The organism is Pseudomonas fluorescens, from assembly GCF_018614655.1.
Taxonomy (GTDB): Bacteria; Pseudomonadota; Gammaproteobacteria; order Pseudomonadales; family Pseudomonadaceae; genus Aquipseudomonas; species Aquipseudomonas fluorescens_BX.
Genome location: NZ_JAGGOG010000004.1, coordinates 259,154 through 279,521, shown reverse-complemented (window position 1 = coordinate 279,521; position 20,368 = coordinate 259,154). Strand labels below are relative to the sequence as shown.

Sequence of the window (20,368 nt, the reverse complement as noted above, 5' to 3'; positions counted from 1 at the left end):
CCACCGCCGCCTGAGTCCCTTCCAAGCTCGCTGTACAACCAACGGTCAAGACCGCTGACCGCTCGCTGCGAGCAATTCCTTCAATATCGTCGCCGGGTCGGCTCGCTGTTGTTTGCGATAGTTGCCGACATGACGAACGAATAGTGTTGCGCGCGTCACCAAGCTCTTACCCAGCACTGGCTTGCGATCCAACTCTTCCTTGATCCTTTGAAACTGCGCCTGAATCACTGCATCGGTGTAGCGCGTACCCGTCGCCAGGTTATCAATATAGATCGTCACCGCGCCGTCCAGCGCACTGCGTCCATTGTCGATGGCCATGGTGAACAGCTTCGCGCTGGCCTCGTCCTTGGCGTCCACGGCCTGCTGACGGCTTTTCTGCAGATTGGTCAGGCGGATGTTGTAGTTGTTGATGGTCTCGGCCACCAGGGCGGCGGATTGAATCAGGTTGCCGGCGGCTTCCTCGCGCTGCTGCGCGATCAGCGAGACGTTGCGCTTGAGCTCCTCGTTGACCAGCCCCAACTCGGCTTGCAGGCGCGGATCGACGCTGGCGGCGATGATGCTGTCCAGACGCTTGGTCGGGTCCTGGGCATCGTCGATGGCGTCGGTCAGCGAAGCTAGCCGACCTTCTTTCTGCCACTGGGCGAACAGCTCCTTGTAGCGCGAACGGGGCGCCGACAGCGCGCCAATCGAGACGCGAAAACCGGTGGTCTCGTTGCTTTGTTCGGTGCCATCCGCCGCAAACAACGGATACTCGCGACGCATGCCGGTGAACAGCGTGCCCTCACCTTCCAGGTAATTGCCGCCCTTGACCACAAAACCGCCATAGGTCCCCTGGCGGCGTCCAGCGTGGACCAGTTGGAACGACTCCTGAACCATCTCGGCGGCGTTACCGATCACATCGAACATACCGATCGGGTTCGCCAGCTTGGTGCCGATGGGCATCAGCCGCGCTGCCTGGCCAGTGCCACCGGCGACCTGGTTGAACACTGCCCAATCCGCCAGCGGGCCGTCGCTTTCGCTGCCCTCGATACGGCGTGGGAAGAGTCGACCTTCCAAATCCTGACGGCTCACGGCCTGGCCGCCCCGCGCGGCAAACTCCCATTCCACTTCGGTGGGCAACCGGACAAAGCCCAACCCGCCGTCTTCCGCCGACGAACCACGACCACTGACCGGCAACAGCTCACGGTGATATTTCATTAGCCAGGCGCTGTACACCGCCGAGAAGCGCTCGGCCTCAAACCGCGACAGCTTGACCTTGGGCAAACGTCCGGCCAGGCCGGTGGGCGCATCGCAGGTCGGGGCCGGCTCACCGCTGGCCAGGGACTGAGCCTGGGACATGACCTGGGCGTATTGGCGAGCGGTGACTTCGTACTTGCCGATGAAATACAGCATCGGCTTGAGCGGGGTCTTGGCGTCGGTCTTGGGCATCAGCGGCGCAATGACCTTGTTCCAGTCCGTGGGCAGGTCCTTGAGGGTGAACTGGCCGTTGATGAAGTCGCGGCGATAACCAGAGATGAACGACTGTTGATAGCCTGCCTCGCCCTCGCTGAACGGGTAGCCGAGGCTGATTTCGCGGTCATCCAGGGTGCCCTGGGCCAGCACGTAGACGTAGCGGAACACCATGTTGCCTTCGCAGGGCAGCGGCAAGCTGACGTCATCCGCCAACGGCTTGGGGTTATCCAGCTTATCGCTCGCTTCATCGGCCCAGGCCATCGAAGCCAGGCTCAGCGCCACGGCGGCGCCCAGTAACTTATACATCTCTGATTCCTTCCGACGCCTGGATACGCGCCACTCGCCAACCGCCACACATCGCTGCCACGGCGCTGATGCCAAGGATAGCCACCAGCGCCACACCGTAATGCTGCGCCAGCAGGTGACTGGCGTACTCGCCCGGCACCTGCACGAATAATTGATTCAAGCCCGTCTCGGCCAAACCGTACAGCCCGGCACTGATCACGGCCGCGAAACTCGCACTGTAAAGCGCCTGCAACACCACAAACAGCAACAGCCCGGCAGTGGAAAACCCCAACAGTCGCAGCACTGACAATTCCCGACGCTTACGCGCTACCGACGCCAACGCGCCGGCGAAGATCGCCGCAAACGCCCCGGCCAGCGCCAGCCCGGCAATGATCCAGAACACGATCGACAGGTTGCGGCTCAGGGACTGCACCTGGGCGATGGTCTGGGCCTGGGTCGAGACCAGTAGGTTTTGCCCGGCAAAAAGTACCCGCAACGGTTCGACGTCCATGAGGCTTCTGGCGTACAGACGGAACGCCGGGTACACCCGTTGCTCAGTCACGCCTACCGCATCCCCTTCCCAGCCCAACGCCGGTACTGCGCGGCCATCCCGGTAATCTTCCGCCGCTTCCAGCAACCCCAGGGGCGCAAACAAGCCGTCCCGGGCGAACGCTTCCAGCGGCAACACATTCAACACCTGAACCCGGGTGCGTTGCGCCTCGACGCGGCCTGCCACCTGGCGGCCAAAACTGGCTTGCAACCAGTCACCGGCCTTGGCCCCGAGCTTCTCGGCAGCGGTGCGGCTGAGCACCACCTGGTCCAGGCCGTGGGGTATCGGCAAACCGGCCAGCAGCGGATCCTTGGCGGCGGTCGGCAACATTTCCACCGTCACCAGCGCCGAGCCGTCGACAGACAGATCCGCGGTCGCCGCAATCTGCCGCGTACGCGGCAAGGCAAACGCCACATCGCCACGCTGACTGAGCTGCTCGACAAATGCGCCACTGAATCGACCACCGCCCAGGGGAATGATTTCACGAGTGGCCGGATCATGCTCCAAGCGTTCGGTCAAACTGCTGACCAGTCCAAACTTCAGCCCAAATAACACCAGCAACGGTGCGATCACCGCCACCAACGCCAGCACCGAACACGTCGACAGCCAGGCATCGTTGCGGTAATCCTGCCAGGCCAGGGAAGCCACCAGCGCGCCGCGCATCAGTAGGCCTCCCCTAGCGTGGCGGTGACGCCACCGTCGGTGTCACGCCGACAACTGATGCGCCGCACCGGCAAGCCACTGGCCCGGGCCAACGGTTCATCATGGGTGGCGATCACGCAACACGTGGCGTTTCCCCGGGCCTGAGCCAGTAGCGCCTGCATCACCCGCTCGGCGTTCAATGGATCGAGGGCGGCGGTGGGTTCATCAGCCAACAACAACTGCGGACCATGGGCCAAGGCACGCGCGCAACTCACGCGCTGGCGCTGACCGACGGACAAGGCCGCTGGCTTCTTGGCCAATTGATCAGTGATCTCCAACTGCTCGGCCAAACGCGTCACGCTGCCGTCATCCTTCAAGCCCAGCAGTTTGCGGGACAGCGCAATGTTGCTGCGCACATCCAGAAAGCCCAGCAAACCACCGGTTTGCAGCACATAGCCCAAGTGCCGGCTGCGCAAATCCGCCAGGGCACTTTGCTGGCCGGCACGCCAAAGCCCGGCGATGTCGACGTTATTGAAGGCAAACTGGCCCACCTGATCCGGCGCCAATACCAGCGCCAGCAAATCGAGCAAGGTGCTTTTGCCGCAGCCACTGGGGCCGACAATCGCCAGTTGCTCACCGGCGTTCAGGCGCAGCGCCGGAATCACCAGGCTATAGCGCTGGCTACCGACACCCCGGCTTTTGTGCACCCCGCTCAGGTTCAGCATTACGGCAGCGTCGACAAAGGCACGCGGTACAACGCATCGCCCGGTTCGGCATCACCGAAACGAACCCAGTTGGACACATCGTTGTGGAAGGTTTCGTAGAGGCGGATTTTCGAATCCAGCTCGTCGATAAAGTCTTCCTGCTCAGCCACGCTCAACGACAACCACAAGTCCTGGGTCATGTTCAGCGACTTGCTGCGGTACGGCAGGCCTTCCAGGTATTCGCCGAGAATGCCGCCGTCGGCCAGGTTGCCACCCTTGCGCAAGGCAGACGGGTCGCGGCTCATGTAAGCGCTGGCGCTGGCGATTTCCTGGAAGAAGTTCTTCGGTGAGGTCTGGGTTTTACGCGCCGCATCGACGATCAGTTTCAGCGACTGCTGCAAGTCGTTGAGCTGCAACTTGGTCAGCATCACGCACACCTGGAACGCTGGCAGCGCCGGGTTGGTCAGGTCGCGGTCGGCGGTCCAGGCGCTGACCAGTTGCGGCGCCTGACTCGCGGTTTTGCGGCCGAGGAAGTCCATGTGCATGGCGTAGCCGACCGCTGCCGACTTGTCCGCCAGGCTAGGCGCGGCACTCAGCAGCGGCACCGATTGTGGCGTGTTGCTCCGCACCTGATGCACAAGGTTGGCGAACACGGTGCCGATTTCGTCGACGCGCTCACCCAGCTTGTGTACATCGCCACCGGGCACCGCCGTGTAGAGATCGCCAATCTGCGGGTTGGCGTCGGCGGTCAGGGTGCGGTATTGAGTTTCTGCACCGCTATGGGTTTTCTTGCCGGCATCGGTGCGCAGGTGCAGCGCATAGATCTTGATCTGTTTGCCCAAGGCCACCTGACGCACCTCAGCTTCGTTCATTTGGGTGGTGGCGAACGGGTCGTTCTTGCGCAGCGCACCGGCGTCGGTCACCAGCAGGATCAGACGCCCGCCATAACCTGACCAGTCCATGCCCTCTACCGCTTGCATCACCCCGGCAAACGCATCCTCGTTGAACGAGTGGCTGGACACGGTCGACGCCTTGACCTGCCGCGCCATGTCGAGGAAACGTTGCGGGTCGCGGCCCTGGTCGAGGGTGATCAGGGTCTTGGCCACATATTCCAGGCCCGGGGTTTTCTGGGTGCTATTGCGAAAGCCGACCATGCCGAAGCTCACGCTATCCAGCTCGCCACGCTCGGCAATGCGGGTTTGCAACTCGTGCACCACGTCGCGAATCTGGTCGATGTAGGGTTGCATCGATACGGTCGTGTCCACCACCAACACCACGGCGGTCCGGAAGGAATCAGCGTTGGTACTCAGCACCGGTGTCGCGGCCCTGGCCACGGTTTGCGGCGTGCTGCCAGGGTCGATGGAGGCGACGTTGAGCAACTGCACCGGCTGGCCGTTCTCGTCGAGGCTCTCCTTGGAGTCGAAGATCGGCAGCAGGTAGAACTGGTTTTGCGGAACGGCGCTGGCAGCAGGTTCCAGGGCCAACACCTGCTGATTGTCCTCGCTGTTTTTCTGCGCCTTGAGCAGCAGGTTTTTCGCGGCCGCAGGGTTAGCCAGGAGCTTTTCCACTTCGCTGGATTGGCGCAGGAACATTACCGGCGCCCGGCCCGACCGCTCGGTGAACTTGAGCACCAGGCTCTGCTTCCAGTCACTGACTTGCGAGGCCGGCAACCAGCCGTCACTGCGCCCGTCGGTGGCGGCGCCGATACGTAGCCATGGGCTGCCGTTGACGTCCTTGCGCTGGTAAACGTAGAGCACGGAAAACGCCGGCAACGCCTTGCCCGCCGCACCGCCCGCGTCATCGGACAATTTTGCGCCAGGCTTGCTGAGCACCCGCTGGAACAGGGTCTTCTTGCCGGCCATCAGCAACGGACGCTGACCGCCATCCGCATCGGCCACTACCGGCTGAGCCACGGCAGGCGGCGTCTTGACCGCAGGTGTATTGACCGCAGGCGTCTTGGGTACCGAAACTGCTGGTGGCGTGTCTGGCGCATCGCCGCTCAACCACCAGTAACTCGCACCACCGATGGCAAGCGCCACCGCCACCGCAACGGCGGCCAGGGCCAGCACGGGCCCACGGTTTTGCGTGGAGACTGCAGAATGCTGCGTCGCGGTGACCACCGGTTTACGCACCGGCTGAGGTGGGGCTTGAGGCCTATCGGTAGGAATCTCGATGGACACCGGAGTCAGGCCCGCCAGGTCGCTGCTCACCGGAATGGGCATGACCGCCGGCCGAATCAGCGTGGCTTCTACCGCGTCCTTGGGCAATTGATCCAACGCCAGCAGCAGGGCTGCCGCATCCGGAAAACGCTCCGCCGGGTCCTTGGCCAACAGCTTGCGCAACACGCCCTGATAGCGGCCATGGTGCACCGGCAGTTCCGGCAGCGGCTCGGTGAGGTGCGCCAAAGCGGTGGAAAGTGCGTCCGTCCCGGTATAGGGCAGCTTGCCCACCAGAATTTCGTAAAGCACCACGCCCAACGCGTACAGGTCGGCACGGCCATCAATGTCCTGGCCCCGCGCCTGTTCCGGGCTCATGTAGCTTGGGGTACCAACGGCAAAACCGGCCTGAGTGAACTGGGTGCGATCGTCCAGGGACTTGGCAATACCGAAGTCCGACAGCACAGCGGTGCCATCGGCGCGAAAAAGGATGTTGGCCGGTTTGACGTCACGGTGTACCAGGCCCTGGGCGTGGGCATAGCCCAGTGCTGAGGCGATCTGGCGGATATAGACCAACCCCGGTTCCGGCGTCAGGCCAGAGGCGATGCGCTCCTTGAGGGTACCGTTGGGCAGGTACTCCATGGCCATGTAATACAGCTCACCGACGTTGCCGATGTCATGAATGGTCACGGTGTGTGGATGAGACAGCCGCGCCAGGGTCTTGCCCTCGCGCAGGAAGCGTTCGCAAAAACTCGGGTCAGCGGCCAGCGCGGCCGCCATGATTTTCAGCGCCACCTTGCGTTCCAGGGAACGCTGGGTGGCCAGGTAAACGCTGGCCATGGCGCCTTCGCCGATCTCGCCCTCGATGTCGAAGCCGGGAATGACGATGTTCATGACGACACCTTCACGACGATCGCCGTGATGTTGTCCGGCGCCCCACGGTTAAGCCCCAGGTGCACCAGGCTGCGCACGATCTCGTCCGGCTCGTCATGGCTCAGCACTTCGCGAATCTCATGGTCCTCGACGGTCTTGTTCAGACCATCGCTGCACAGCAAGTAACTGTCGCCGGGAGCGATCAGCAGGTCGACCGACGACAACTCCAACTGCGCCTCCACGCCAACCGCGCGGGTGACGATATTGGCGCGTGGATGCACGCGTGCGTCGGCTTCGCTGAGCAGGCCGCTGTCTTGCAGGTCTTGCACGTAGCTGTGGTCGCGGGAGATGCTTTCCAACACACCATCGCGCAAGCGATACAGGCGACTGTCGCCCGCCCACAGGCACACGCCACGCAAGCCCCGGGTGGCGAGAAGCACCACGGTGCTGCCCATCATGGTCACACCACGATTGGCGGTTTCTTCGCGCACCGCGCCATTGACCCGGATCAGGTCCGTGCGCAGCGTCGCCGTGTATTCATCCAGTGAGCGGCCCGCCGCAATGCCCCGCAGGCTGTCGACAATCAGGCTGCTGACGTAATCGCCCGCCGCGTGCCCGCCCATGCCGTCAGCGACTACCCACAAGCCGTTTTCCGGCAGGTCCAGGCAAGCGTCTTCGTTGACCTGGCGGACCATGCCGACGTGGCTCTTGCTCGCGGATTTAAAGGTGACGCCTTGGGTGGACCGCATCTACACAACACCTTCTTGTCCGAGCAAAAATTGCGCAAAATCGCCGGCGGCAGGCAGGCCCTGACACCGCAATAAACCAGGAGAAATCCGTTCCGAACCACGGCCCCACCACAGGCTTGCGCCTTCGCAGGCCTGTTCCGCCAACACGGTCATGCGCGCTTGCGGGTCGGTGGCGGTAAAACGTTGCAAACCGGCGAAGCGACTGCCCAAGGTGCGCGGCTGGCACGCCGGAGCGCCGAGGGCTTCGAGCCCGTCACTGAAACCTTCGAAGCTCGCCTCGACATCCAGGGTGCTCAACAGCAACTCTTCTACCTGTTCAAACCAGGTATCCGGGCCGCCGATGACCGACGCAGGGTCGGTGTCGTGATCCAACAGCGCGGCGACCGTCAGCGGAAAATAGCGCCCTACCCGGTCGATACTCGGCATCACCACGCCAACGGCCGCGTCCGGCCCGCACACGCCCGGCGCCAGCACAAAGCGCCACAACGGGCTGACCAGGTACACGTTCAACCATTCGGCACCGAGGCTGGTCTGGCTGGCGAGCAAACCCGAGGCCAGCCAACTGTCCCACGGGCCGATAAAGCTTTGTGGCAAGGCGCGGCTGACAAAGTCCCCGCGACTGGCCAACTTGCCGTAGAAACCCACCGTCGTCATAGCCGCTCCGGCAGGCTGAAACCGCTGAGCACGCGGCTCCTGAACGGGTTAAAGGCACTGTTGGCCCGCAACTCGTAGGAGATGCTCGCGCCATCGACCCGCAGCCGCAGGTTGAAACGGTCCGGCGAGTTACCGGCGGTCAGGTCCGATTGCTCCAGCAGACGGAACCAGGCCCACGGCCCGTCCAGAGTAATGCCGGAGCGGCCGCTGGCCGACGGCGGCATGATGGAAAGCCGCACCACACCAATACTGCCGGTGTTGGGCCACTGCATCGCGACCGGTCGCGCCGGGCCGTGGTCGTAGCTCAGTTGCTGGCCGTCCAGGTCCAGCAGGAACTGGGTGATGGTCGCGTCCATCGCCACCGGCTTGAGCTCGAAACGCACCATCGGCTGGGTGCCGCCGGAGCGGAAAAATGCATCACGAATGGTCGCCGCACGCTGAAAGGTTTGCAGTATCCCTGGCGAGATCCCCAGTTTCTGCGCGGCGCCCGGCTGCCAGCGCCAGGTTTGTGCCGAGGTGTCGACATAAGGCTGCAGGTATTTACGGAAGTAGTTATCCATCACCCCGCCCACGCCGAAGAACTGCCCGAAGTCATCCAGCGTTGCGTCTCGGGCGCTGCCGGGCGACATCGGGTAACGTCCGGCCAGAGACTGGCGATAGACGTTGACCACTTCACTGACCCAGGCTGCGTTCAGTTGATTGCGCACCCCGCCCATCATGCTGTTGGTGGTGGAGTTGACCACCGACTTGACCATGCCCTGCACCAGCGGCGGCTGGCGTTCGGCATTCAGGCTGACGCGGGTGGCAGCAGCAGACGCCTGGTTCTTGGCTTCACCGAGCAAGGCATCACCACTGGCACCAACCATCGCGCTGACCTGCACATACAGCGCATTCATGTCAGCCAGCAGCCCGTCGATGGCCGCCGGCTCACCTTCGTTCTTGGCAACGATGCTATTGAGCTCGGCAAAGTGCGCGGTCACCGGATCATCGCTGGCAGCCGGTGCGTTGGTCGCGGGCGACTCATCCTGACCCAGCAGGTTGCCCAGACGCGTCTTGAGCTTGTCGACGCCACCTTCCACCGGCGCGCCCTTGGCGGCCAGCAAGCGTTCTTCCTGTTGCAGGTCGGTTTCCTTGGCCACCGCCACCAACAGTTTTTTCAGCGGCGAGGTGGGACCGGAAATCACCCGCAGCACGTCGGCCGCCTGGGCCACGCTGGTGATCGGCACAAAGTCGATATCCGCCAGCAAGGCATCCCACTGGCGCTGATAGTCCTGGAAGTACAGGCGGCGCACATCGGCAGCCAGGCTGACGACGTTCTGCTGATCGGCCTGCTCCTGGCCCAGCACCCATTGCTCTTCGGCCAGGGTACCGGTCTGGTTCAGGCTGCTGAGCAGGAAGGCTTGGCGATAGCCTTTGGCGGTGAAGAAACCGCTCAATGGCTCGCCCAGCGGCTTGCCACTCTTGCGGCTGAACACCAGCGCAGCATCGCGGCCAGCGGCTTCGTTGATGCGAAAGTCCGGGATACCGTCCGGCAGCTTCTGACGCTTGACCCGGTCGTACACACGCTGAGCTACGGGCAGTTGTTGCAGTTGCCGACGCAAGTCGTCAATCAGGCGCGGGTCCAGGCGTGCGCTTGGCGGATGGCGTTCGAACAGCGACTGCAAATGCCCGGTCAGTGCCAGGCGCTGATCGGCCGGCAGGTCGCGCGGCAGGTTGCGGTCCCAGTCCAGGGCAATCCAGGCCTTGATGAAGTCCGGGTCGTAATGCTCGTTATCGGCGAGCATCAGGTAAGCCTTCAAACCCTCGTAGAGGAAGTCGGAATTACCACCGCCGTGCAGTTGCTCTTCGATGCGCGTGACCAACCGTGGCGCGAACACCGCGATCAACAGCTTGCGGTAGACGCTACCGGACTCTGCTTCGAGCATGTCGCCCTGATACAGACCCAGGCCTTCGGACCAGCTCGGTGAATCACCGGCGAGGTTTTTCACGGCATTGAGCAGCGGCAACACGGCGAGGACTTCCCGTTGCGCCGGACTCAGGTTCTGCACGGTCTGCCCCAGAGGCGCAACCTTCTGATCCACCTGGGCGATGTACGCCTGGTTGGCGCGATAACTCACCCACCACAACGTGCCCACCACCAACACCACGGCCACGGTGGCGGCCAGGACACCGCGCGCAATCCACTTGCGTCGACGCTCGACCTTGGGGTTGACCCCCACCAGGCCACGTTCGGCAAACGCCACGGCGTTGAACAGCTTCTCGATGAAGTAACTGCGCCCGGTGCCGCTCTGGCGCGCCAGGTGCTGGCGGTCCAGGTTCATGCTCTGGGCCATGGCCCCGATCAAGCGATCAATCGGGCTGCCTTCCTGGGTGCCGCTGGTGAAATACACGCCGCGCAGCAATACGCGCTCTTCAAAGGCATTGGGCTTGAACACACCTTCGAGGAAGCTTTGCAGGCAGTCTTTCAAGGCGCCGAACTGCTGCGGGAAACCGTAGATCAGATCGCGGCGCGCCGGGTCTCGTTCCTGTTGCAGGCGTTCCACCAAGCGCTCGTTCAAACGCTGCTCCAGGCCGGCGAATTCGCTGTGCAGATGGGCCAGGGGGCTGTCGCTGTTTTTGCCGTCGTCCAGGGCAAACGTCATGCCCCAGACCTGAGCGCGCTCTTCCTTGCTCAGGTTGTCGAAGAACTCCATGAAGCCCGGCACCAGGTCGAGCTTGGTCAGCATCAGGTAGATCGGGAAACGCACGCCCAACTGGGTGTACAGCTCCTGAATGCGCAGACGGATTGCCGCCGCATGGGCGGCGCGCTCGGCGTCGCTGCCCAGCAGCAAGTCAGAGAGGCTGATGGCGATGAACGCGCCGTCAATCGGGCGCCGCGAACGCTGCTTTTTCAGCAGGTCGAGAAAGCCCAGCCAGGCAGCTTTATCCACCGTGGAATTGCTGTCCTGGGTGGTGTAGCGGCCAGCGGTATCGAGCAACACGGCCTGATCGGTGAACCACCAATCGCAGTTGCGGGTACCTCCAACGCCACGCACGGCACCGGCGCCCAACTGCGCGGCCAACGGGAAATGCAGGCCCGAGTTGACCAACGCGGTGGTCTTGCCCGAACCCGGTGGGCCGATGATCACGTACCACGGCAGCTCATACAGATTGCGGCGTTCGTCACCGCCCAGCTTGGCCTTTTTCAACAGGACCAGTGCTTCGTCCATGCGCTGGCTCAGGGTCGCCAACTCTTCGGCGGTGGCGACGCTGGCCGGATCCGGCGGGGCTTGCGCGGCTAGGCTGCGCATCACTTCGGCGGCCTGACGGCGCGCCTGGATAATGCGGAACACCCGGTAGGCGATCCATACCGCGAACACCAGAATGATCAGCGCCCAACGCCGCCCTTCCGGCACCAGAAACTCGAGCAACGGCCCGACAAACCAGATGATCAGGCTCAGGGCGATCAGGCCCAGCAACGGGATCACCCAGCGAATTACAAAACTGAAAAACGCCTTCACTCGACGCCCTCCGCCAATACGGTGATTTCAACCCGACGATTGCGGGCACGGCCTTCGGCTGTGGCGTTGGTCGCCACCGGCTCGGTATCGCTGCGGCCCTCGGCACTGAAGCGATCCGGCTGGCCGGTCTTGGCGGCCAGAATCTGCAACACCGACTTGGCCCGAGCTTCCGACAGGGCCCAGTTGGACGGGAAACGCAGGGTGGCAATCGGACGGTTATCGCTGTGGCCGGTGACCCGCACCTGGCCTTTGACCTTGCGGATAGCGTCAGCGATACGCAGCATCAGCGGCTGGAAATCGTCGACGATGCTGGAGCTGGCCGAGGCGAACAGCTCATCGCCACGGATGGTCACCACCGAACGGTCGACTGCATCTTCCACCGCCACGCGACCGGCCCTGATGTCTTCAACGAGGAAGCCCGCCAGGCGTGGTCGCTCGACAATTTTCGGCTGTACCACTGGCCGGTCGATGGCCTGCACCGGAATCTCACCCAGGGCATGAATGTTCTTGAACACTGGCTCGGCATCCGACGCCAGCTTCATCCGCAAGCCGAACAGCAGCGCCAACAACAGCGCCACGCCGATGGCCACGGCGATCCATGGCGGCATGAATTGCGCCAGACGGTCTCGCGCCACGGTGACGCCACGCCAATGGGGCGACAACTCGCGCTCATGTTCGCCACGCACGCTGCGGATCGTCGCAGCGGTGCGCTCGCGCAGTGCTTCCAACTGGCTGCGACCGTCATTCATCACCCGGTAGCGCCCTTCGAAACCCAGGCACATGCACAGGTACAGCAGCTCCAACAGGTACAGGCGCTCCCGTGGACTTTGCAGGCAGTGGTCCAGCAACTGGAAAACTTTCTCCCCGCCCCAGGCTTCGTTGTGCACGGTGATCAGCAGGCTTTGCTTGCCCCAGTCACTGGCACTGCCCCATGGCGTGCTCAGCACCGCTTCATCGAGGGCGGTACACAGCGCGTAACGGGCCAGCAGTACTTCATTGCGGGCCACGCCTGCAGCTTCGGCGCGCTCTTCGAACTGGCGCAGGTAGGCCAGCAATTGCGCCCGCAGGCTCGACGGCGCCGGATGGGAAATGGTGTTGCGCAGTCGCGTCAGCAAGGCCAGCAGCGGGCCGGCGGCGCTCTCCAACGGATTGAGGCCTTCTGCTTTACCCGTCAGGGCAGGCGCGGCCGGCATCGACAGCGGCATGGCAGCCGCCGGCTCTGAGCGATTCGACTCTGGCGCACGGCCACCCGGACGCGGCATAAACTGGGTGCGGTCATCATCATTGGGATGCATCGCGGATTATCCTCGGATGGCCCAGAACGCCAGGTTCAACCCCGGGAACTGACCGGCAATATGGAAGGCAAAACCACCGGAATTGCTCAACTGCTGCCAGTGCTCGCTGCCCCGGTCCAGTTCGTAATAGGTGGAGCCTGCGTGGTACGGAATCTGCCGTGGCGCCACCGGAAGCGGCAGCAGGCCAATGCCTGGCAACTGCAGGTTGACCAGGTCGCGGATGTGCTCCACCGAACCGACTTTGCTCTGCTGGGCGAAACGCCCACGCAGGGTTTCGCCGGGGACGTCGGCGCGTACCACCAGGATGAAGCTGGCGGTATCGATCAGGGTCTTGTCGGCCAGCATTGCCACGTGTACGCCATAGGCTTTCTCGACAATCGGGATCGGCGTGGCCTTACTGTCGATCAACATCGACAGCGCTTCACGCAGGGCCTGCATCACCGGGATGAAGCTCAGGGCCAGGTCGTCGTGCTGGTATTGCGGGTATTCCTGAGGACGGCGGCCGGAGGTGGAGAACGTTGAGAACTCACCGGCCAGGCTTACCAGTTCGCTGAAGAAACGCTCCGGGTGCAGTGGGCTCAACTGGCTCAGGTGCTGGATCAGCGGCTGGGCGCGGTTGACCAGTTGCAGCAGCATGAAATCGGCAATCTCCGAAGCACCACCGGCGCCCGACGCCACCACGCGGCCGGCGAGAGCTTCGCCACGCTGGTGCAGCAGGCCCAGCAGTTCGCTGCGAAACGCCGTCAGCGGTTTGCTGGCGACCACGTCCAAGACCGGCGGGATGTAGCTGTCGTCGAGTACCAGGGCACGGTCGGCGCGCTTTTCCTTGACCCGCACCAGGCCGATGGCGGCGTAGTCACTGATGCCCTCTTGCGCGGTCAGCAAGCGCAAGGCACGGGAGCCGACGGCCACCGGCGCACGGTTTTCGAATGGGGCGTTGTCGTCCCGCACTTCCCGTACCTGGCTGACGTAGCGAGCAGCACCCGGGGTTTCGCCTTCATCAACGGTGTCGCGGGCGCCCGCGCGTTTGAGGGGCAAGGCCAGGTAGATCAGGCCGTCGCGCAGGTTGTCGTCGATGTTCAACGGGCTCGGCGCCACGTCATCCTGGGGGATATTGAACGGTGTGCCATCCGGCAACAGGCCGCGGGCCGAAACGATAGCCAGCTTGCCTTGGGCCAACAGGCCCTGGTCGATCAGCAATTCGGAGAAGCCCCAGGCACCCGCCGACAACGGGCGGCTGCGGGCGTCAATCAGGTTTTCCAGGTAACGGTCATGCTGCTGGAAGTGCTGCGTTCCGATGAACATGCCTTCCGACCAGACCACTCGATTGTTCCAGGACATGGGGGCTCCGATTGCTTATTGGGCAGGGCTGGATGGGGGAACCACGACGTCGGCGCGCACGGCACGAACATCAAGGCTGATCTGATATTCGGTGTACTGGCGCGCCGGGACAGTGAGCACCGTGCGCCACTGCGCGCGGTCCAGCTCGCGATAGCCCACCAGCAGGCCGACCTGACGGGTGTCCGGGTCCAGGTCCCGTTTGATGCTCAGTTGCTGGTCGGGCTGGATCATGACTTCGTCCTGGTCGAGCAGGTCCAGGCCGAGGGTCGACTGGGCGCGGTCGGCCAGGGCGAAATAGTCGGAGCGGCTGAACGTCGCGGCGTTTTTCAGCTCGAAAATCCGCACCCGCACCGGTGCCGGCTGGCCGTTGGCACCGGGGTTGAGGCCGGCAATGGCATGGAAGTGCAGCTCAATGGCAGCGGTGTCCGCTTCAGCCTCGACTGCTTCGGGTTTGACGGCATCCTTGGCACACGCCGTCAGCAGCAGCGCGGTGGCGGCTACGAGTAAAAACCTGGGAATCATCCTGTGTCCTCAATGACTATTTAGCTGTCCGTTGTTTCATTTTTTGTTATTCGATAACGCCACTCAAGGGCGACGCTGTCGTGCGCTGTGCTCTTCGTAGGCACGGCTGAATTCACGCCCGAACAAGTCCTGGAAATCCTCCTGGGCCTCACGGGAAATATTGCTGTAGAGCTCGGTGAACTGCTGCCAATACTGGGCCTGGCGCGAACCGTTGAAAATACTCGAGAGACCGCCGGGCTTGCCCATGCGCTCTTCCAGTTGGGTGGGTTCAAAGCGCGTGAGCAGATGCTTGATGGCCGCCTCGACGCCGGCCATTACCGCCAGTTGGTGAGCGCGCAGGTCATTGAAACTGTCGCGCACCGCCAGGTCCGGCGCCATAAACGCCTGGTTACCGTGACGCAGCAACAGCAGTAACGCTTCGTCGGCATTGGGCGCGAATTTCAACGGATTGTTTTCCACCGGTTGAATCATCGTCTGTTGCATGCGGAACTCGCCCTTGAGGCTGCTTCGGGCGCGCAACACGTCGATCAGGCCCTCGACCATCAGCCGGTAGCTGCGACCGATGCTTTCCATCTGCGCTTCGGCCTGGGCCTTGTCCAAGCGCAATTGATCAATCCCTGCGCCACGCAAGAAGGCTTGCAGCAGGTCAGGCTGGTTGCTGCCGGCCACTGGTTGCAGGCGCTCGACGACGGGCGGTTCGACGACCGGTGTTGGCGGTGTTGGTAGCGGTGGCGGCTCAGGCGTCGGAATCGATACCGGCGCGGGCGCACTGACCACAGGCGCTGGCGCGTCACCAAACAGATCCCAGTCGTCGGGAATCGTCGAACCCGAGGCGACAGGCGGCGCAGGCGGTTCAGCCACCGGCAGCGGCGTTGGCGGGCGGAAGTCATGCTGCTGCGCCGGTACATGGTCGGGCTGAGTGGCAGGCGGGACGGTGGTGGGCGTCAGGAAGTCGAACAGGTCCGGGAGGGTGTCCATCGACGACGCACCCTGGAACTGCGGCGCGATCACCGGGGTTGGCGTCGGGGCTGATATCGGCGTGTTCACGACGGCACCCTGACGCCCCATCAGAGCCTCGAAGCTGTTCGACGAATCGCCAGCAAAAGGCTGGCTTTCAGTGACTTGCAGATTGAAGTCGATGCGCGCCTGAATTTCGTAATCACCGATACGGATCAGTTCGCCATCTTCCAACAGCTCACTGCTACCCCGGCGCAAACGAATACCGGACTTGACCAACTCAACACCATTGGTGCTGTTGTCGGTTAAGTAGTAACGGCCGTCTTTGTATTGAATAACGCAGTGTTGCGCGGAAACCAGACGCTCAGGGTCGGGCAATACCCAGTCATTCTCAGGACTGCGGCCAATTGCCATCACGCCCTGATCCATGGACTTTTCAGGGCATTGGCCAGGGGTAATCTTGTGATAACTAGTGATAGTCAAACACAGCGACATCATGCCTCCTTGCTGATACTTCGCGCACGGTTGACGCAAGGGAAGGTAACCCCTCGAGCTCCCCGACAGATGGTGCTAACAACCATCCAAAGCCTGTTTTATCAGCATGATCACTGATCTTACTCGGCTCTTGTGACAAAAACCCGGTGTCAGTGCCTGCGCAGGCCTTACGGTCGTGGGGGTTGTTAAGCACTGCACATCTGTCACACAGGGTGAATAGCTTACCTTGACAAGGCATAAGTACTACACCAAAAATGCATAACTTCTTGAATACCAATGATGGCACTTTAGAATCAAAGTGTTTATAGACCAAGAAAGCATGCCGATGACGCGCAAGTATTACTTTCGCAACTAAGGCATGAACTGCCCGCACGCAAGCAGGCTGATAGGGAGATCGAACTCAGTGGATGTGCCTTTGCTGCTCGCCGCCGTTTCCGCGACTTCGCCATGTGGCGAAGACCTGGAATATGACGCGGCTTATTTGCAACTTGAGCGTGACGCTCAAGGCCAGCCTGAGCGCAGTATGGGCGACTCGATCCTGCCCGCTGAACCGCCACAATGGCGCAGCATCCAGCAGCAAAGCCTGGACCTGCTCCAACGCAGCAAAGACCTGCGCATCACCCATTTCCTCCTGCAAAGCTCCCTGGCCCTGCAAGGTGTTACGGGATTGGCCACCGTCCTCACGCTGATCAACGAACTGCTGCGTCAGTACTGGGCCGAACTGCATCCACGCCTGGATGCCGATGACGACAACGATCCCACCGTGCGCATCAACGCCCTCGCGGGTTTGACGTCCGATGACACCATCCGTCTGCTGCGCGAAAGTATGCTGACCCGCTCACGGGCTTTCGGCCCCGTCAGCCTGCGCGCCGCCCTCAATGCCAGCGGTTTGCAAAGCTTCCCGGGTGAAAGCCTCGGTGCCGAACAGTTGGCCGGCGCCTTTCTCGACAGCGATGCCGAGCAGTTGAACGCCACCCGTACCGCGTTGAACGAAGCCCGCGCCGCCTGCGAAGCCATCGAACAGCACGTCAGCGATCAGGTCGGTTCCGCTCAGGGCGTGGACCTCGGCCCGTTGAAGTCCCCCCTCAAACAAGCCTTGCAGGTCCTGGCGCAATACGCGCCGCACGGCGAAGGCAGCAGCGATCCCGAAGCCGTCAGTGACGACAGCGCCGCCCCGGTCGAATACGCCGCTACCCCCGCCGCACCGCGCAACAACGGCGACATCGCCAACCGCGATGAAGTCCTGCGCAGCCTGGACCGCATTCTCGCGTACTACACCCGCCACGAGCCTTCCAGCCCGCTGCCGGTACTGTTGAACCGAGCCAAGAATCTGGTGCACGCCGACTTCGCGGCCATCGTGCGCAACCTGATACCTGATGGCATGTCCCAATTTGAAAACCTGCGTGGACCGGACGGCGAATAAACGTCTGTACCGCGCAGTAACAACACCGTCGCTCAAGCGACCAGGAGCAGCAACGTGGCGAAGCAAAGTTCTCAGAAGTTCATCGCGCGCAACCGTGCGCCTCGGGTGCAGATCGAGTACGACGTCGAGCTCTACGGCGCCGAGAAAAAGGTCCAGCTGCCCTTCGTCATGGGTGTCATGGCCGATCTCGCCGGCAAGCCGGCCGAGCCGCTGGCAGCCGTCGCCGACCGCAAGTTCCTTGAAGTGGACGTCGACAACTTCGACTCCCGCCTCAAGGCCATGCAGCCCCGCGTCGCGTTCCACGTGCCCAACGAGCTGACCGGCGAAGGTAACCTGAGCCTGGACATCACCTTTGAAAGCATGGACGACTTCAGCCCGGCCGCCGTGGCCCGCAAGGTCGACTCGCTGAACAAGCTGCTCGAAGCTCGCACCCAACTGGCCAACCTGCTGACCTACATGGACGGCAAGACCGGCGCCGAAGAAATCATCATGAAGGCGATCAAGGACCCGGCATTGCTCCAGGCACTTGCCAGTGCACCGAAGCCCGCCGAGCCCAAGGCTTAATCAGGACGAATGATCATGACCGATACAGCCCGCGAAGGCGCACAGAACCTGGGCGCCACCGAAGAAACCAGCGAGTTCGCTTCGCTGCTGCTGCAAGAATTCAAACCCAAGACCGAGCGTGCCCGCGAAGCGGTAGAAACCGCCGTGCGCACCCTGGCCGAGCAGGCCCTGGCGCAGACTGACCTGGTGTCCAACGACGCCATCAAGTCGATCGAATCGATCATCGCCGCCATCGACGCCAAGCTCACCGCCCAGGTCAATCAGGTCATTCACCACCCGGACTTCCAGCAGCTGGAAAGCGCCTGGCGTGGCCTGCACTACCTGGTCAACAACACCGAGAGCGATGAGCAGCTGAAGATTCGCGTGCTCAACATCTCCAAGCCCGAACTGCACAAGACCCTGAAGAAATTCAAGGGCACCGCGTGGGACCAGAGCCCGATCTTCAAGAAGATGTACGAAGAAGAATACGGCCAGTTCGGTGGCGAACCTTACGGTTGCCTGGTGGGCGACTACTACTTCGACCAGTCGCCTCCCGACGTAGAGCTGTTGGGTGAACTGTCGAAAGTCTGCGCCGCCATGCACTCGCCGTTCATTGCTGCCGCTTCGCCGACCGTAATGGGCATGGGCTCGTGGCAGGAACTGTCGAACCCGCGCGACCTGACCAAGATCTTCACCACCCCGGAATACGCCGGCTGGCGCTCGCTGCGTGAATCGGAAGATTCGCGCTACATCGGCCTGACCATGCCGCGCTTCCTGGCACGTCTGCCCTACGGCGCCAAAACCGACCCGGTGGAAGCCTTCGCCTTCGAAGAAAACACCGACGGTGCCGACAGCTCCAAGTACACCTGGGCCAACGCCGCATACGCGATGGCGGTGAACATCAACCGTTCGTTCAAACACTACGGCTGGTGCTCGCGCATCCGCGGTGTGGAGTCCGGCGGTGAAGTGGAAAACCTGCCAGCCCACACGTTCCCTACCGATGACGGTGGTGTGGACATGAAGTGCCCGACCGAAATCGCCATCAGCGACCGCCGTGAAGCAGAACTGGCGAAGAACGGTTTCATGCCATTGCTGCACAAGAAAAATACCGACTTCGCCGCGTTCATCGGCGCCCAGTCGTTGCAGAAACCGGCCGAATACGACGATCCGGACGCCACCGCCAACGCCAACCTGGCCGCGCGCCTGCCGTACCTGTTCGCCACCTGCCGTTTCGCTCACTACTTGAAGTGCATCGTGCGCGACAAGATCGGTTCCTTCAAAGAGAAGGACGAAATGCAGCGTTGGTTGCAGGACTGGATCCTCAACTACGTCGACGGTGACCCGGCGCACTCCACCGAAACCACCAAGGCTCAGCACCCGTTGGCTGCCGCCGAAGTGATCGTGGAAGACGTCGAAGGCAACCCGGGGTATTACAACTCCAAGTTCTACCTGCGTCCGCACTATCAGCTCGAAGGGCTGACTGTGTCGCTGCGGCTGGTATCGAAACTGCCTTCGGCCAAAGGCGCGTAACAAAAACGATGCTGTAGCCGCTGTCGAGGTACGAGGCTGCGATGCGGTCCGCAGGACCGCCCTCAAGGGCCGCTTCGCAGCCCATCGCAGCCTCGTACCTCGACAGCGGCTACGGGAATGGTGTCAGACAAATACCGTGGTAGAGACCACACAGGGAGCAAACATGGCTGTTGATATTTTCATCAAGATCGGTGACATCAAGGGCGAGTCCCAGGACAAGGCCCACAAGGACGAAATCGACGTTCTGAACTGGAGCTGGGGCATGTCCCAATCCGGCAACATGCATGTGGGCGGTGGCGGTGGCGCGGGCAAGGTGAATATCCAGGACCTGTCGCTGACCAAGTACGTCGACAAGGCCTCGCCTAACCTGATGATGCACTGTGCCAGCGGCAAGCACATCGACAAGGTGACCCTGACCGTGCGTAAGGCCGGCGGTGAAAGCCAGGTCGAGTACATGATCATCAACCTGGAAGAAGTGTTGGTCACTTCCCTGAGCACCGGCGGTTCGGGTAGCGATGATCGCCTGACTGAAAACGTCACGCTGAACTTCGCCCAGGTGATGGTGGATTACCAGCCGCAGAAAGCTGACGGTACCAAGGACGGCGGCGCGATCAAGTTTGGCTGGAACATCCGTTCCAACACCAAACGCTGATCTGCCCTGCCCTATACCCCTTTACTCCGTAGCAGCTGTCGAGTG

General features: G+C 62.4%; 15 protein-coding genes. 4 read left to right on the top strand and 11 right to left on the bottom strand.

Annotated features, from left to right (window positions below; translation table 11 throughout):
- Nucleotides 1-45: 45 nt before the first annotated feature.
- From J7E41_RS06105 to tagH, 11 genes are all read right to left on the bottom strand, one after another.
- Nucleotides 46-1,758, bottom strand: a complete 1,713-nt coding sequence (locus J7E41_RS06105) for a formylglycine-generating enzyme family protein (protein ID WP_214990894.1) — start codon at nt 1,756-1,758, stop codon at nt 46-48.
- The gene (locus J7E41_RS06100) at nt 1,751-2,950 is read right to left on the bottom strand and encodes an ABC transporter permease (RefSeq protein WP_214990891.1); all 1,200 of its coding nucleotides are present in this window, start codon (nt 2,948-2,950) and stop codon (nt 1,751-1,753) included. Before J7E41_RS06100 ends, J7E41_RS06105 begins: the two co-directional genes overlap by 8 nt.
- A complete protein-coding gene (locus J7E41_RS06095) occupies nt 2,950-3,654 on the bottom strand; it encodes an ABC transporter ATP-binding protein (RefSeq protein WP_214990889.1) in 705 nt (234 codons plus the stop codon). The genes J7E41_RS06100 and J7E41_RS06095 overlap by 1 nt, the downstream gene beginning before the upstream one ends.
- Nucleotides 3,654-6,683: a serine/threonine-protein kinase gene (locus tag J7E41_RS06090; RefSeq protein WP_214990887.1), complete on the bottom strand. Its 3,030-nt coding sequence runs from the start codon at nt 6,681-6,683 to the stop codon at nt 3,654-3,656. Before J7E41_RS06090 ends, J7E41_RS06095 begins: the two co-directional genes overlap by 1 nt.
- On the bottom strand, nt 6,680-7,411 hold the full coding sequence (locus tag J7E41_RS06085) for a PP2C family protein-serine/threonine phosphatase (protein ID WP_214990885.1): 732 nt from the start codon (nt 7,409-7,411) through the stop codon (nt 6,680-6,682). Before J7E41_RS06085 ends, J7E41_RS06090 begins: the two co-directional genes overlap by 4 nt.
- Nucleotides 7,412-8,065: a type VI secretion system-associated protein TagF gene (tagF, locus tag J7E41_RS06080; RefSeq protein WP_214990883.1), complete on the bottom strand. Its 654-nt coding sequence runs from the start codon at nt 8,063-8,065 to the stop codon at nt 7,412-7,414.
- Nucleotides 8,062-11,565 carry a type VI secretion system membrane subunit TssM gene (gene tssM / locus J7E41_RS06075; protein ID WP_214990881.1) on the bottom strand — a complete coding sequence of 1,168 codons (3,504 nt, stop codon included), beginning with the start codon at nt 11,563-11,565 and terminating at the stop codon, nt 8,062-8,064. Before tssM ends, tagF begins: the two co-directional genes overlap by 4 nt.
- Nucleotides 11,562-12,860, bottom strand: a complete 1,299-nt coding sequence (locus J7E41_RS06070; protein ID WP_214990879.1) for a DotU family type VI secretion system protein — start codon at nt 12,858-12,860, stop codon at nt 11,562-11,564. The genes tssM and J7E41_RS06070 overlap by 4 nt, the downstream gene beginning before the upstream one ends.
- A gap of 6 nt (nt 12,861-12,866) precedes the next feature.
- Nucleotides 12,867-14,201: a type VI secretion system baseplate subunit TssK gene (gene tssK / locus J7E41_RS06065; RefSeq protein WP_214990877.1), complete on the bottom strand. Its 1,335-nt coding sequence runs from the start codon at nt 14,199-14,201 to the stop codon at nt 12,867-12,869.
- Between the two features lie 15 nt (nt 14,202-14,216).
- A complete protein-coding gene (gene tssJ / locus J7E41_RS06060) occupies nt 14,217-14,723 on the bottom strand; it encodes a type VI secretion system lipoprotein TssJ (RefSeq protein ID WP_214990876.1) in 507 nt (168 codons plus the stop codon).
- Between the two features lie 63 nt (nt 14,724-14,786).
- Nucleotides 14,787-16,175, bottom strand: a complete 1,389-nt coding sequence (gene tagH, locus J7E41_RS06055) for a type VI secretion system-associated FHA domain protein TagH (RefSeq protein ID WP_214990874.1) — start codon at nt 16,173-16,175, stop codon at nt 14,787-14,789.
- A 403-nt stretch (nt 16,176-16,578) separates the two neighbouring features.
- Between tagH and tssA the strand changes: the two genes are divergently transcribed.
- The 4 genes from tssA (at nt 16,579) to J7E41_RS06035 (ending at nt 20,323) form a co-directional block, all read left to right on the top strand.
- Nucleotides 16,579-17,598, top strand: a complete 1,020-nt coding sequence (tssA, locus tag J7E41_RS06050) for a type VI secretion system protein TssA (RefSeq protein ID WP_214990872.1) — start codon at nt 16,579-16,581, stop codon at nt 17,596-17,598.
- A 54-nt stretch (nt 17,599-17,652) separates the two neighbouring features.
- Nucleotides 17,653-18,162 carry a type VI secretion system contractile sheath small subunit gene (gene tssB / locus J7E41_RS06045; protein WP_169357017.1) on the top strand — a complete coding sequence of 170 codons (510 nt, stop codon included), beginning with the start codon at nt 17,653-17,655 and terminating at the stop codon, nt 18,160-18,162.
- Nucleotides 18,163-18,177: 15 nt separating this feature from the next.
- Entirely contained in the window at nt 18,178-19,671 is a 1,494-nt protein-coding gene (gene tssC / locus J7E41_RS06040; protein ID WP_155582418.1) for a type VI secretion system contractile sheath large subunit, read from the top strand.
- A 163-nt stretch (nt 19,672-19,834) separates the two neighbouring features.
- A complete protein-coding gene (locus J7E41_RS06035; protein ID WP_169357019.1) occupies nt 19,835-20,323 on the top strand; it encodes an Hcp family type VI secretion system effector in 489 nt (162 codons plus the stop codon).
- Nucleotides 20,324-20,368 lie beyond the last annotated feature (45 nt).

Coding starts and splice junctions, on each gene's coding strand:
- J7E41_RS06070 (WP_214990879.1), bottom strand. CDS start 12,860: ATGCATCCCAATGATGATGACCGCACCCAGTTTATGCCGCGTCCGGGT.
- J7E41_RS06090 (WP_214990887.1), bottom strand. CDS start 6,683: ATGAACATCGTCATTCCCGGCTTCGACATCGAGGGCGAGATCGGCGAA.
- tssJ (WP_214990876.1), bottom strand. CDS start 14,723: ATGATTCCCAGGTTTTTACTCGTAGCCGCCACCGCGCTGCTGCTGACG.
- J7E41_RS06095 (WP_214990889.1), bottom strand. CDS start 3,654: ATGCTGAACCTGAGCGGGGTGCACAAAAGCCGGGGTGTCGGTAGCCAG.
- J7E41_RS06085 (WP_214990885.1), bottom strand. CDS start 7,411: ATGCGGTCCACCCAAGGCGTCACCTTTAAATCCGCGAGCAAGAGCCAC.
- J7E41_RS06035 (WP_169357019.1), top strand. CDS start 19,835: ATGGCTGTTGATATTTTCATCAAGATCGGTGACATCAAGGGCGAGTCC.
- tssK (WP_214990877.1), bottom strand. CDS start 14,201: ATGTCCTGGAACAATCGAGTGGTCTGGTCGGAAGGCATGTTCATCGGA.
- tagF (WP_214990883.1), bottom strand. CDS start 8,065: ATGACGACGGTGGGTTTCTACGGCAAGTTGGCCAGTCGCGGGGACTTT.
- J7E41_RS06105 (WP_214990894.1), bottom strand. CDS start 1,758: ATGTATAAGTTACTGGGCGCCGCCGTGGCGCTGAGCCTGGCTTCGATG.
- tssC (WP_155582418.1), top strand. CDS start 18,178: ATGACCGATACAGCCCGCGAAGGCGCACAGAACCTGGGCGCCACCGAA.
- tagH (WP_214990874.1), bottom strand. CDS start 16,175: ATGTCGCTGTGTTTGACTATCACTAGTTATCACAAGATTACCCCTGGC.
- J7E41_RS06100 (WP_214990891.1), bottom strand. CDS start 2,950: ATGCGCGGCGCGCTGGTGGCTTCCCTGGCCTGGCAGGATTACCGCAAC.